Origin of the sequence: Niveispirillum irakense DSM 11586, assembly GCF_000429645.1 — a bacterium.
Lineage (GTDB): Bacteria > Pseudomonadota > Alphaproteobacteria > Azospirillales > Azospirillaceae > Niveispirillum > Niveispirillum irakense.
Map to the genome: position 1 here is coordinate 225,192 of NZ_KE386934.1, position 14,098 is coordinate 239,289.

A 14,098-nucleotide genomic window follows, 5' to 3' on the forward strand; every position below is an offset into this window, starting at 1 on the left:
AAAGGGCCAGCCCGATGCGCCGCATCCCCGTCCGGTTCCGTCCCTTACCCTTTCTCTGCCTGTTGCCCCTGCTGGTTTTCCTCACCCTGATGGCTGCCTTGCCGGCAGGTGCCGCCGAGCCGGTTTTACGCCTGGGAAACGGCCCTGATAGCGAGAGCCTGGACCCGCATCGCGCCGTGGGCACAGGCGACAGCCGCATCTTGACCGCCCTGTTCGAAGGGTTGCTGACGCCGGATGCGGAGGGACATATGATGCCGGGCGTGGCTGAACGGTGGGAAATTTCCCCCGACGGCCTGACCTATCGCTTTTTCCTGCGCGCCGATGCCCGCTGGTCCGATGGCAGCCCGTTGACCGCGGCGGATTTCGTCTATTCCTGGCGCCGGGCGGTGGACCCGGCAACGCGGCCCCTGTTTGCGGATATCCTGTATCCGGTACAGAATGCGGAAGCCATTGCCGCTGGCCGAATGCCGCCGGATGCGTTGGGCGTCCTGGCCGAAGGCGACCACATCTTCCAGGTGACCCTGGCGGCGCCCAAGCCCAATTTCACCGATTATCTCTACCACCGCGCGACATATCCGGTTCACCGCCCCTCGGTGGACCGCCATGGCGAAGCGTTTGCCCGACCGGGAAATCTCGTTTCCAACGGGCCTTACCGGCTGGTAGAGGCTGTGCCGCAGAGCCATGTGCTGGTGGAACGCAACCCCCATTTCCATGATGTGGCCGGCGTCGCCATTGGCCGGGTGAGTTTCATGGTCAGCGAGGATAGCCAGGCGGAAATGCGCCGGTTCCGCGCTGGTGAGTTGGACGCCACCGATACGGTACCACCCAGCCAGTTGGATTGGGCGGGGGCCAATCTGGCCGGTGCCCTGCGGCGGTCACCGCGTGCCGGCATCAATTTCATTGCCCCGAACATGCGTAACGAGCCCTGGAAATCCAACCGCGCCCTGCGGCTGGCTTTGTCCCTGGCGATTGATCGCGACACCATTGCCAACCGGGTCCTGCGCGACGGGCAGGCGGCTTACAGCTTCGTGCCCCCTGGCCTGCCCGACTACACCCCCGCCCCCCTTGCCCAGACCGGCTGGACACAGCCGGCACGCGAGGCGCTGGCCCGGCAGTTGCTGACGGAGGCCGGATATGGCAAAGGCAAGGCGCTGAAGGTGCATCTGCTCTACCCGACGGGGGAGATGTACAAGCAGATGGCCATCGCCATCGCCGCGCAATGGCAGGCGGTGCTGGGCGTGCAGACCGTGCTGGAGAACCAGGAATTCAAGGTGATGATGGGCCGTGTGCGCGACGGCTCCTACCCCGATCTGGTGCTGCGGCAATGGTTCTGGCTGTTCCCGGAAAAATATCTGGAAATCCTGCGCAGTCGGGAACAGCGGAACGGCAATGGCTATGCCAGCCCCAGCTTTGATGCCGCCATGGCCGGCGCAGACCAGGCCGTGACGCGTGCTGAGTTTGCCGCCGCCCTACGGACGGCGGAAAGCATTGCGCTGGCCGATGGGGCCGTGATGCCGGTGCTGTTCGGCAGCAGCCGGCATCTGGTGTCCCCCCGGCTGAAGGGCTGGCAGGATAATCTGCGCGACAACCATCCAGCCCGGTACCTGAGCCTTCAGCCCTGATACAGCAGAAGCCGAGACGGGCCAGATTTCCCGCAGCATCCATATTTTACTAAAATTTCTTCACCAGAAGGTTGAGCTTCTGGGGGATTTCAGCCAGCCTTCCCATCGGGCCGCGCGGGATCGGGGGGAGCGATGGCAAATCAGGGCTGGTGGCAAGGGTTGGCAGGGGCGGTCCATGCCGTGGCCGACCTTTTCCTGCCGCCCGCCATGCACCAGCCTGGATTTGAGGAGAATCAGCTTCTCCGGGCCCGCGCCTTCATCCGCGTTACCCTGCTGATCCTGGGCGGGTTGATCGTCCTTTATATCCGATGGGCGCTGACAGACGGGCCGATGGACCCCGTCAGCCTGACCTGGGCTGCCTATGCGCTGCTGCTGCTGGGCAACCTGATCCTGGTGCGCCTGACCGGACGTTTCCATGAGGTGACGGTGGCTAACAACCTGCTGGGCCTGACCATGATCACGGCCCTGCTGGTCCAGACCGGTGGCATGCACTCCGCCCTGATGCCCCTGTTCCTGGTGGGCGTGGCGACCACGGGTAATTTCGGCGGCATGCGGTCGATCCTGATCTTTCTGGGCGGCTTTGCCGGCGTGCTGACCGGCGTCTATCTCTGGCAGCTTCAGCAGCCGGACGTGCCGGCAGATATCCATGCCCGATTCGGCTTTCTTGCCACCGCCGTGCTGCTGGCGGTGCTGGCCAACCTGTCAGCGCAGTCAGCCCGGACCAAGACGCGGCACATGCTGCGCGGTGCCCGCGATGCCGCCATCAGAGGCCGCCGCAACGCGGAAGAAGCCCGTCAGGCGAGCGAGCGCACCCTGGCAGCCCTGCGTGCCGCCCAGGCCCAGATGCTGTTGCAGGAGAAGATGGCCAGCCTGGGCGGCATGGTGGCCGGCGTGGCGCATGAGGTGAACACGCCTGTGGGGCTGGCCGTCACGGGCGCCTCGCAATTGCGGGTAGAGACGCAGCGCACCGCCGCCTTGGTCGCCGATGGCAAGCTGCGCCGTGCCGAGTTTGACGATTACCTGTCCACGGTGGAGGAACTGGCTGCCCTGATTGAGCGCAATGCCCAGCGTGCGGCTGAACTGATCCAATCCTTCAAGGACGTGGCCGTGGACCAGTCCAGCGATGCCCGCCGTCCTTTCGACCTGAAACCCTATGTCCAGGAGGTGCTGGCCAGCCTGTCGCTGCATACCCGCGCCGCCCGGCACAAGGTGATGCTGGATATCGAAGAGGATATCACCCTGGATGGCTATCCCGGCGCCATCGCGCAGATATTGACCAATCTGGTGATCAACAGCGTCATGCACGGCTACCCGGATGACCGGCCGGGCACAATCAGCCTTCAGGCATCGGCCCTGCCGGATGACAAGGTGCGCATCACCTATCGCGATGATGGCGACGGCATCCCGCCCAACCTGTGGTCCCGTATTTTTGAGCCGTTTTTCACCACCCGGCGCGGCAGCGGTGGGTCGGGCCTGGGGCTGCATCTGCTGTACAGTATTGTCACCGTGCGGCTGGGCGGCACGGTGACGGTGGGGGCCGCCCCCGGCGGTGGGGCGGAATTTGTGCTGACCCTGCCACGCCGGGCGCCGGAAAGCGACATTGATGTATCGCAATAATAGGGATACCCCCCTTCCCCGCCCGACACATCCTTGCGCCGCCGGCCCGCTTCCGCCTAATCTCAGACGCGAGGAGAGGCCCGGCGGCCACAACCGGGCCAACACGCTTGAGGAGACGAAATATGGTCGAGGTCGTAATTGCCGGTGCAGCGCGGACGGCGATCGGCGCCTTCAACGGCGCCTTTGCCACCGTGCCGGCCGCGAAGCTGGGCGAAGTGGCCATCCGTGAGGCGCTGGCCCGGGCCAAGACCGACGGCGCGGAAGTGAATGAGGTGGTGCTGGGCCATGTGCTGGCCGCAGCGCAAGGCCAGGGCCCCGTGCGTCAGGCCGCCATCCATGCCGGCATCCCGTCGGGCCGCACTGCCTATGCCATCAACCAGATCTGCGGTTCGGGCCTGCGCTCCGTGGCGCTGGGCTATCAGTCGATCAAGCTGGGCGATGCCGATATCATCGTTGCCGGCGGGATGGAGAGCATGAGCCTGGCGCCGCACGCCATGAACCTGCGTGCCGGCACCAAGATGGGCGATGCCTCCATGGTCGACACCATGATCAAGGATGGCCTGTGGGATGCGTTCCACGGCTATCACATGGGCCAGACGGCGGAGAACGTGGCCGAGAAGTGGCAGATCAGCCGCGAGGAGCAGGACGCCTTCGCCGCCCTGTCGCAGCAGAAGGCCGAAGCCGCCCAGAAGGAAGGCCGTTTCAAGGATGAGATCGCCGCCGTCACCATCAGCGGTCGCAAGGGCGACGTGATCGTCGATACCGACGAATATCCCAAGCATGGCACCACCGCCGAAGGGCTGGCCAAGCTGCGCCCCGCCTTCAAGAAGGATGGCACCGTCACCGCCGGCAATGCCTCTGGCCTTAATGATGGTGCGGCCGCCCTGGTGCTGATGGGCGCTGATAATGCCGCCAAGCGCGGCGTCACCCCGCTGGCCCGCATTGCAAGCTGGGCCACGGCTGGCGTTGATCCGTCCATCATGGGGTCGGGCCCCATCCCCGCCACGCGGGAGGCGCTGCGCAAGGCTGGCTGGTCCATCGACCAGTTGGACCTGATCGAGGCGAACGAGGCGTTCGCCGCCCAGGCCCTGGCCGTGAACAAGGATCTGGGCTGGGATACGGCCAAGGTCAATGTCAATGGCGGCGCCATCGCGCTGGGCCACCCGATCGGCGCGTCGGGTGCGCGCGTGCTGGTCACGCTGCTGCATGAAATGGTCCGCCGCGATGCCAAGAAGGGTCTGGCGACCCTGTGCATCGGTGGCGGCATGGGCGTGGCGCTCTGCGTCGAACGCGACTGATCCTGCACTCGGGCCGGTGCGGAACATCGCGCCGGCCCGGCACGGCTGAACGAACACTGAGACCAGAACGTATCCAAGGGGGAAACAGATGGCACGAGTGGCATTGGTAACGGGCGGCACGCGCGGCATTGGCGAGGCGATCTCCGTCGCCTTGAAGAATGCCGGCTATACCGTCGCGGCGAATTATGCCGGCAATGACGAGGCCGCCAGCCAGTTCAGCGAGCGCACAGGCATCAAGGCCTATAAGTTCGACGTGTCGGACCCGGCCGCCGTGAATGAAGCCGTCGCCAAGATTGAAGCCGAGCTGGGCCCCATCGACGTGCTGGTCAACAATGCCGGCATCACCCGCGACGGCGTGATGCACCGCATGAATTTTGAGCAGTGGAACGCGGTGATCCAGACCAATCTGGCAAGCTGCTTCAATACCTGCCGCGCGGTGATTGATGGGATGCGGGCGCGCAGCTTCGGCCGCATCGTCAATATCGGCTCCATCAATGGTCAGGCCGGCCAATATGGTCAGGTGAACTATGCGGCGGCCAAGTCCGGCATCCATGGCTTCACCAAGGCCCTGGCCCAGGAAGGGGCCGCCAAGGGCATCACCGTGAACGCCATCGCGCCGGGCTATATCGACACCGACATGGTGCGCGCCGTGCCGGCCAACGTGCTGGAAAAGATCGTCGCCAAGGTACCGGTGGGCCGCCTGGGCAAAGCCGAGGAAATCGCCCGCGGCGTGCTGTTCCTGGTGGCCGACGATGCCGGCTTCATCACCGGCTCCACCCTGTCCATCAATGGCGGCCAGCATATGTATTAAGATGGTGGCCGTTGGGTTTTGAGTGAGAAAAGCCCCCGTCGAAGTGATCCGGCGGGGGCTTTTATATGGTTATCACAGGAATCTGAAAAAAGTGAAGTCACTTACAGTAAAAATTCACTGATTTATAATAAAAAAATTTTACACTCAAAAAATTAGCTAGATACTCTAGATCGATTTTGGCATTCGAGTGCAATTTTTTTCATAATGCGATATAAGTGTGGCGCAAACTGATGCGATATTGATGTATAAGATCTGGGGTTTCCAATCCAACGAGATAAGCGTACGAGCTCAGCATTCAAATTAATGTTATATCCGAGCGCTTGAAGAGCGACAAACCGACATTCGAGGTCTCGTAAAACGACATATGAGGCCACAGCAGTTGGGGGCGGCGCATAAATAATGCAGTGGGGGGCGACTACCTTGATCCCGGCCGGAAACAACGTTGGCGGAAGAACGCTCAGCGTGGTTTTAACTGTTTCGAGCAACGCGGCGCTGCTGCTAGCCTCGCCTGTACGATATAGGCACTTGAGAAACCTAAGTATGCTAAGCGCACGAGCTCCGCCTGGGGCAATAAGCCCTTCGGCCTCAAGTCCAGCGATAACAGCGTCGAACCCGTAAACATGTACGCCCCGCTCGGCGAGACTGAGCACTCCATAGTTACGCACGCCAACATAAAGAATATCGGCAGCAAGCAATACGCCTCTTCCACCCGCCGACACTGTACCTGCCAGAGAACACAGCACTGAATTATCAATAATATCCGATGAATAATCTGCACGAGGCGAAAATTTATTGAGAATTTCAGCTAGACGACCACCTAAATCTCTGGTGATTTTAGCCTCAAGTTTTAGATGCTGAACAAATAGAGCCCCTTGATTTGCGAGCGCTGCCAACTTAGCGAATGTATAAGAAGCGACTGAAGCACCCTGAGCCTCAAGTTCCGCTGATCGAGTGGCAAGCGTCGTGATATCATCGTCAACGATCAAAACGTCGCGGTCGCTAAATGCATCCGCATCGCCGCGAGCCGCAGAGCCAAACAACGCTTCGGCTGAAGCAAAGTGAGATGATGACACCAGTAAAGTCAACGCAGGAACCTCTTCACCAAGACTGCTGTGAAAATACCAAGCCAGCCAATTGATGCCAGCGCCTCAAGAACAGAAAGAATTTTAGCGCAATCTGACACTGGAGACACCGAAGAAAACCCAAGAACCGTAAGCACGGAAAAAGTGTAAAAAACGGCGTCTACGAATGATATATGAACGCCTGCTGTAGCCCCATTAACCTGGATTGCATCACCAATTAGAACATAATTCATTCCGGATACTGCGAAAAATAGGAACAATGTCCATATAAAAAATCGTGTTGGGCGATAACCAAACCCTGTGATCTTTTCGTGCGTCCAACTACATATCCACGCCCAATAAGCTTCTCTCTTTGTACTATTTTCTTGTCTCAAATCATGCTTTATCTGATACCTCTTCCATTTCCGGAACAGGATATCTGCCTCCATAAAGAAAATATCCTGATGCTGTTCAGTAAAATTTGAGAGCATTGCTTGATAAAGCGAAAGCCCAACATTTGCTGCTTCTACACGATATCTATCAGAAAATTTTATTTTTTGTGGCCGCAAATAAACTCTAGAGAGACGAATTTTCCATAAAGTACAATTTGTGATATCGCATCCGTGAAATTCGACATCTTCGAATTGAGTACCAATAAATAGACAATCCTCAAATTTGCATTCAGTGAATGTTACCTGTGAAATACTTGTCTTAGAAAAAGATACATTACGGAAATTTACATTTTTAACTTTTCCAGTTGGGGGCTTCCAAGGGCCTGACGGAAATACAATATTGGAAACTGTTTCCCCAGGCGACATAGGTGGCATTTTCCCTGCTGCAAGGATATCAGGCGTGCCATCCAGCCTAAATAAGTTGGTTAGCAAACTGGATTACCTTCTCAATCTAGGTCGATATGACGAATTTCCAATTGAAATAAGATCACAATGGGGCGTTTTATGCAACACTAGGCATATCATTGGCTATGTTTTTAGCTGCAAGATAGGTATGTGATGCCCATTTCAAAGGGCTGCCGGGTGTCGCCCTGTTCGCAAAGTCAGGCTGACAACGCCCACCCTTCCCCCTCACCACCGCCGCTTCCCCGCCCCGAACGGCGGGCGTTTCACCAGGGGTTTGGGCGGGGGTGGTGGCGGGGGCGGCGGTGGGGTCATCACGGCGGTGACCTGCTCGCCAGAGGCCATCTGGGCCAGAATGCGCATCAGGGTGCGTACCCCTTCCATCCGGGTCGGCGTGCTGTCCCAGGGGCGCAGCAGCACCAGTTTATGGTCCGGGCGCAGTTTGGCGGTGCCGGCCTGTTTCTGGATGAACTCCACCAGCTTGGCGGGGTTCTTGAAATTATTGCTGCGGAAGCCGACAACCGCCCCCTTCGGCCCGGCATCCAGGGTGGAAACGCCGGCTTCCTTGCACAGGCGCTTGATTTCCATCAGTTGCAGCAGGTTTTCCACCTCGTCCGGCAGGGGGCCGAAGCGGTCGATCAGTTCCACGCCGAACGCCTCCACCTCTGCCTTGTCGGCCAGATCGGACAGGCGGCGGTACAGCGTCAGCCGCACGCCCAGATCGGGCACATAGCTGTCGGGGATCAGGACCGGCATGCCGAGTGCGATCTGCGGTGACCAGCTATCTTCGGCCAGTTGCGCCTCTGTCCGGCCCCCGCGCGCGGCCTCCACCGCCTCTTCCAGCATCTGCTGGTAAAGCTCCACTCCCACCTCGCGGATTTGGCCGGATTGTTCCTCGCCCAGCAGGTTGCCGGCACCACGGATATCCATATCGTGGCTGGCAAGCTGAAAGCCCGCGCCCAGATTATCCAGCGTTTCCAGCACATGCAGGCGCTGCTGCGCCGTGGCAGACAGAACCGTCTTGGGCTGATAGGTCAGATAGGCGTAACCGCGCACCTTGGACCGACCGACGCGGCCCCGGATCTGGTACAGCTGGGCCAGACCGAACAGGTCGGCGCGGTGGACGATCATGGTGTTGGCGCTGGGGATATCCAGGCCGCTTTCAATGATGTTGGTGGCCAGCAGCACATCATATTTGCCATCATCAAAGGCAGTCATGACGTCTTCCAGCTCGGTCGCCGCCATCTGGCCATGGGCGGTGATCAACTTCACCTCCGGCACCAGTTCTTCCAGCCGCAGCCGCACCTTGGCCAAATCCTCCACCCGTGGGCAGACATAGAAGGTCTGGCCGCCGCGATAATGCTCCCGCATGATCGCCTCCCGGATCACCACCGGGTCAAACGGCAGCACGAAGGTGCGCACGGCCAGCCGGTCCACCGGCGGCGTGGCGATGACGGACAGTTCGCGCACGCCCGACAAAGCCAGTTGCAGCGTGCGCGGGATGGGCGTGGCCGACAGGGTCAGCACATGCAGATCGGCGCGCAGTTCCTTCAACCGCTCCTTCTGCTTCACGCCGAAATGCTGTTCCTCATCCACAATCACCATGCCCAGGCGCTTGAACTCCACCCCCTTGCCCAGCAAAGCATGGGTGCCGATGACGATATCGACATTGCCATCGGCCAGCCCGGCCTTGGTCTGGTTGCTTTCCTTCGTTGTCACCATGCGGGATAATTGACCGATGCGCACCGGCAGCCCGGCAAAACGCGCCTCAAACGTGCGGGCATGCTGGCGGGCCAGCAGGGTGGTGGGCACGACGACGGCCACCTGATGCCCCGCCATCACCGCCAGAAAGGCGGCACGCAAGGCCACCTCCGTCTTGCCGAAACCGACATCGCCGCAGATCAGCCGGTCCATCGGCTTGCCGGAGCCCAAATCCTCAATCACATCCTCGATGGCCCGCAACTGGTCATCGGTTTCAGCATAGGGGAAGCGGGCGCAGAATTCATCCCAGGCGCCATCGGGGATGGGAATGGCATCGGCCCGGCGCAGCGCGCGTTCCGCCGCGATGCGCAGCAGCGCATCGGCCATATCCTTCAGCCGGCGCTTGACGCGGGCCTTGCGCGATTGCCAGCCGGCCCCGCCCAACTTGTCCAGCGTCGCGCCTGCCTCCTCGCTGCCATAGCGGGAGAGGACTTCGATATTCTCCACCGGGACATAAAGCTTGTCGCCGCCATCATAGATCAGGCGCAGGCAATCATGCGGGGCACCGCCGACATCCAGCGTTTCCAGCCCATCATATTTGCCGATGCCATGGTCGATATGGACAACGAAATCACCTTGGTTGAGCGACGCCGCCTCAGCAATGAAATTGGCGTTGCGCCGCTTCTTGCGGGTGCCGGCGCGCACCAGCCGGTCGCCCAGAATATCCTGTTCGGTGATGATGGCAAGGCCGGGCGCGGTGAAACCATGGTCCAGCGGCAGCACGGCCAGTGCGGTGGTGCCCTTCGGCAAGGCCGCCACATCGGCCCAGCTTTCCACCGCCTTCAATTTTGCCAGCCCATGTTCCTTGAACACGGACAGCAAACGGTCGCGCGACCCGGCGGAATATCCCGCGATCACCGTCACCCGGCCTTCATCGGCCAGGGCGTTGATATGGTCGCGCAGTACCTCATACACATTCACGCCGGATTGCACGCGGGCATCGGCGAAGTCACGCCCCTTGCGCCCACCGCCATCGGCAAGATCCTTGTTGGCCACCTCCCCTTCCACGGCGGCAAAGGGCGATAGCTGGGCCACGGCGCGCGACGCCAGATGCCGGTCGAACGTGTCGCCATCCAGGAACATCAGCGACGGCGGCACCGGCTTATAGGCCGGGTTGCCGGATTTCTTCTCCGCCTCCACCATGGTGCGGCGGGCCTGATAGAAATCCTGCACCTGTTCCAGCCGTTCGTCGCGGGCTTCCTCGACATTCGGGTCCAGGGTCAGGGCGGCGTTGGGCAGGTAATCGAACAGGGTTTCCATGCCGCTATGGAACAAGGGCAGCCAATGTTCCATCCCGGCATGTTTGCGCGCCGCACTCACCGCCTCATACAGCGGATCGTCATCCATGACGGCGCCGAAATGTTCGCGGTAGCCGGTGCGGAAGCGCTGGATCGACATTTCATCCAGGAACACCTCTGACATGGGGGTCAGCACGAAATTGTCGCGCTTTTCCACCGTCAGTTGGGTCATGGGGTCGAAGCTGCGCACGCCTTCCAGATCATCGCCGAACAGGTCCAGGCGCAATGCCTCCTGGCTGCCGGGGGGGAACAGGTCGATAATGCCGCCGCGCACGGCAAATTCCCCCGGCTCCCGCACCGTCTGGGCGCGGATATAGCCGTTTTGCGACAGGAAGCGCTGCAGCTCCGCCACATTGATGCGGTCGCCCACCTTGGCGGCAAAGCTGGCATTGCGGAAGGCCAGACGCGGCGGCACCTTCTGCACCAGCGCGTTCACCGTGGTGATGACCAGCAAGCCGCCCGGCACCGCCCCGCCCTTGGCCACCTGCAACAGCCTTGTCAGGGTGGCAATACGGGTGGCCACAATCTCCCCATTGGGGGAGACGCGGTCATAGGGCAGGCAATCCCAGGCGGGGAAGGCCCGCACCTCCACACTTGGATCGAAAAATGCCACCTGTTCGGCCAGACGCGCGGCGCGCGCATCATCGGTGGCGACATGCAGCAGCCCGGAAGCGCCGCCCTTCTTCGCCAGCGCCGCCAGCAAGCGGGCATCCTGACCATCCGGCGCACCGGCCAGCAGCATCCGGCGCGGATGGCCAAGGTTCAGCGCGATATCGGGCGAAGGGATCACGGTCATGGCGTCGTTCTTCAACAGGCGGTGCAGTGCCGGCTTTATAGCAAAGCGCGACGACGACGGGAACGAAACAGGTACTTCGGCGGCCAAAAAAGAAAAGGCCCTTCCCCGGTCTTATCAGGGAAGGGCCTTTGCGTTCAGATCAGGCCCGCTTCCAGGTCGTCCCCTGCGGGCCATCTTCCAGGATAATACCCTGGTCAGCCAGGTCCTTGCGGATACGGTCCGCCTCGGCAAAGTTCTTGGCCTTGCGGGCGGCCAAGCGGTCGGCGATGGCCTGTTCAATGGCTGCCTCGTCCAGCGCGCTGGCCCCGGCGGGCTGCCATTTGAACCAGGCTTCCGCCGGCTGGGTCAGGAAACCCATCAGGTTGGCACCGGCCTTGAACGCCGCTGCCGCCGCTTGCCGAGCCGCCGGGTCGCTTTCCCGATGATAGGCGTTTGCCAATTCATGCAGGGCGCTGATGGCCAGCGGTGTGTTCAGGTCATCCGTCAATGCTGCCAGCAGGTCAGCCGGAACCGACGCTGCCGGCAGATCACCTGCCCCGCGCAACACGCCATACCAGCGATCCAGCGTCGCCCGCGCCTGGGCCACCTTTTCCTTGGTGAAGTCCAGCGGCTGGCGGTAATGCGCCGACAGGATGGCCAGCCGCAGCGCCTCACCCGGAAACTCATCCAGCAATTCGCGCACGGTGTAGAAGTTGCCCAAGGATTTGGACATCTTGTCGCCGGCGATGGTCAGGAATCCTGAATGCATCCAGACATTGGCCATAACCTGGGTGCCATGGGCACACCGGCTCTGCGCGATTTCATTTTCATGATGGGGGAAGATCAAATCCAGCCCGCCGCCATGAATATCAAACACCTGCCCCAGATGCGCCGCCGTCATGGCGGAGCATTCGATATGCCAGCCAGGGCGACCGGAACCCCACGGGCTGTCCCAGCCCGGCTCACCCGCCTTGGCCGGCTTCCACAGCACAAAATCGGCGGGTGACTTCTTATAGGGCGCCACCTCCACCCGTGCGCCGGCGATCAGATCTTCCTGGCTGCGGCGGGAAAGCTGGCCGTAATCAGCCATGGCGGGCACATGGAACAGCACATGGCCTTCCGCCGCATAGGCGAAGCCCTTCTCGATCAACTGTTCGATCATCGCCACCATGTCGCCGATATGGCGGGTGGCGCGCGGCTCGATATCCGGGCGCAGCAGGCCCAGATCATCCATGTCGGCGTGGAACTGCGCCGTGGTGCGGGCGGTCACGCTGTCAATCGGCTCGCCGGACTGGTTCGACCGGTCGATGATCTTGTCATCCACATCGGTGATGTTACGGGCGTAGGTCACCTGCGGATAAAGATGCTTCAGCAGCCGGGCCAGCAGGTCAAAGGCGCTGAAGGTCCGGGCATTGCCAATATGGGCATAATCATAGACCGTGGGGCCGCAGACATACAGCTTCACATGGTTCGCATCGATGGGATGGAACTCTTCCTTGGCACGCAGAAGCGTGTTGTAGAGCGACAGGGCCATGGGTCTGCTTTCGGAAACTTGGTCTTGAATATCAGGCGAGAAGAGGCGGGGCGACAACGCCGTGTCGACATCGGGAGCCTGCTTTAGGCTGAACAACCATCACGCAACCCGCCCGGCGAGCCGCGCCAGGGCTCGCTCACGACCGATCAAGGGCAGCAGCGTTTTCAGTTCCGGCCCATGATCACGCGCCGTCAGGGCGCGGCGCAGCGGCAGGAACAGGGCCTTGCCCTTGGCACCCGTGGCAGCCGAGACGGCCTTGGTCCAGACACCCCAGGTAGTTTCATCCCAAACGCCATCTGGCAGCAGCCCGGCGGCAGTGGCCAGGAAAGCGGCATCCTCCACCAGCGGGGCAACCGGCGCATGGGTCACCGCCCACCAGTCCTTGGCGTCAGCCAGCTTGGACAGGTTGGGGCGCACGGCCAGCCAGAAGGCCTCATCCACCCCGTCGAGCCCCAAAGCCGCCAGCCGGTCAACCACGGCAGCGAACGGGGCCTGATGCAGTACCTGGGCATTCAGGCGCATCAGCTCATCCGGGTCGAATTTCGGCGTGCCGCGCCCGAACTTGGCAAAGTCGAACCCTTCCGCCAACTCGGCCAGCGACCCGGCGGCGGCAATGGCGTCAGCGGTGCCCAGCCGGGCAAGGTAGGAGGTCAGCGCCAGCGCCTCCACCCCCTCTTCCTCCCGCAGGGAACGGACAGAGAGGGAGCCCAGGCGCTTCGACAGGCCTTCGCCTTCCGACCCGGCGATCAGGGGCAAATGGGCGAAGGTCGGCACCTCCCCCTGCCCTTCCAGCCCGATGACGGCCTGGAAAAGCTGCACCTGCACCGCCGTGTTGGTCACATGGTCCTCACCGCGCACAATATGGCTGATGGCGAAATCCACGTCATCGACGACGGAGGTGAGCGTATAGAGCGGGCGGCCATCCTCGCGGATCAGCACGGGGTCGGACAGGTCAGCCCCTTTGAAATGCTTGTGCCCCTGCACCAGATCGTCCCAGACGATATCCTCATGCAGCAGCTTGAAGCGCCAATGCGGGCGGCGGCCCTCTGCCTCCAGCCGGGCGCGGTCTTCCTCGCTCAGCCGCAGGGCGGAACGGTCATAGATCGGCGGCAGGTGACGGGCCAGCAGCGACTTGCGCTTCAGGCCCAGTTCCTCCGGCGTCTCATAGCAGGGGTAGAGGCGGCCAGCAGCCTTCAGCTTCTCCGCCACTTCACCGTAACGCGCATAGCGGTCGCTTTCACGGGCATAACGGTCCCAGGTCAGGCCCAGCCAGGTCAGATCCTGCGCGATGGCATCAGCATATGCCTGGGTGGAGCGTTCCTCGTCCGTGTCATCCAGGCGGAACATGAAGCTGCCGCCGTGACGCGCCGCGTACAGCCAGTTCACGATGGCGGTGCGGACGTTACCGATATGCAGGAAGCCGGTGGGGCTGGGCGCGAAACGGACGGCGATCTTCATGGCGAGAAC

9 protein-coding genes are annotated in these 14,098 nt (G+C 61.6%); 4 read left to right on the top strand and 5 right to left on the bottom strand.

Annotation, left to right across the window (positions count from 1 at the left end; genetic code table 11):
- The first annotated feature begins 14 nt into the window (after positions 1-14).
- The 4 genes from G473_RS0119985 to phbB all read left to right on the top strand — a co-directional run bounded on the left by G473_RS0119985 (position 15) and on the right by phbB (position 5,348).
- Positions 15-1,622, top strand: coding sequence for a peptide ABC transporter substrate-binding protein (locus G473_RS0119985; protein WP_051330510.1), 1,608 nt, complete (start codon positions 15-17; stop codon positions 1,620-1,622).
- A gap of 132 nt (positions 1,623-1,754) precedes the next feature.
- Positions 1,755-3,239: a sensor histidine kinase gene (locus G473_RS29590; protein ID WP_051330511.1), complete on the top strand. Its 1,485-nt coding sequence runs from the start codon at positions 1,755-1,757 to the stop codon at positions 3,237-3,239.
- 122 nt (positions 3,240-3,361) lie between these two features.
- The gene (locus G473_RS0119995; protein WP_029014558.1) at positions 3,362-4,537 is read left to right on the top strand and encodes an acetyl-CoA C-acetyltransferase; all 1,176 of its coding nucleotides are present in this window, start codon (positions 3,362-3,364) and stop codon (positions 4,535-4,537) included.
- 88 nt (positions 4,538-4,625) lie between these two features.
- Complete coding sequence (gene phbB / locus G473_RS0120000; RefSeq protein WP_029014559.1) at positions 4,626-5,348, top strand: acetoacetyl-CoA reductase; 723 nt, start codon at positions 4,626-4,628, stop codon at positions 5,346-5,348.
- Between the two features lie 152 nt (positions 5,349-5,500).
- Here phbB and G473_RS30470 read toward each other — a convergent pair whose 3' ends face one another.
- The 5 genes from G473_RS30470 to gltX all read right to left on the bottom strand — a co-directional run bounded on the left by G473_RS30470 (position 5,501) and on the right by gltX (position 14,089).
- Positions 5,501-6,433, bottom strand: coding sequence for a nucleotidyltransferase domain-containing protein (locus G473_RS30470; protein ID WP_154667491.1), 933 nt, complete (start codon positions 6,431-6,433; stop codon positions 5,501-5,503).
- Entirely contained in the window at positions 6,430-7,293 is an 864-nt protein-coding gene (locus tag G473_RS30025; protein WP_154667492.1) for a pentapeptide repeat-containing protein, read from the bottom strand. Before G473_RS30025 ends, G473_RS30470 begins: the two co-directional genes overlap by 4 nt.
- Before the next feature lie 198 nt (positions 7,294-7,491).
- Complete coding sequence (mfd, locus tag G473_RS28050) at positions 7,492-11,118, bottom strand: transcription-repair coupling factor (protein ID WP_051330512.1); 3,627 nt, start codon at positions 11,116-11,118, stop codon at positions 7,492-7,494.
- A 139-nt stretch (positions 11,119-11,257) separates the two neighbouring features.
- Complete coding sequence (cysS, locus tag G473_RS0120010) at positions 11,258-12,631, bottom strand: cysteine--tRNA ligase (RefSeq protein ID WP_029014560.1); 1,374 nt, start codon at positions 12,629-12,631, stop codon at positions 11,258-11,260.
- Positions 12,632-12,730: 99 nt separating this feature from the next.
- Positions 12,731-14,089 carry a glutamate--tRNA ligase gene (gltX, locus tag G473_RS0120015; RefSeq protein WP_029014561.1) on the bottom strand — a complete coding sequence of 453 codons (1,359 nt, stop codon included), beginning with the start codon at positions 14,087-14,089 and terminating at the stop codon, positions 12,731-12,733.
- Positions 14,090-14,098: the final 9 nt, after the last annotated feature.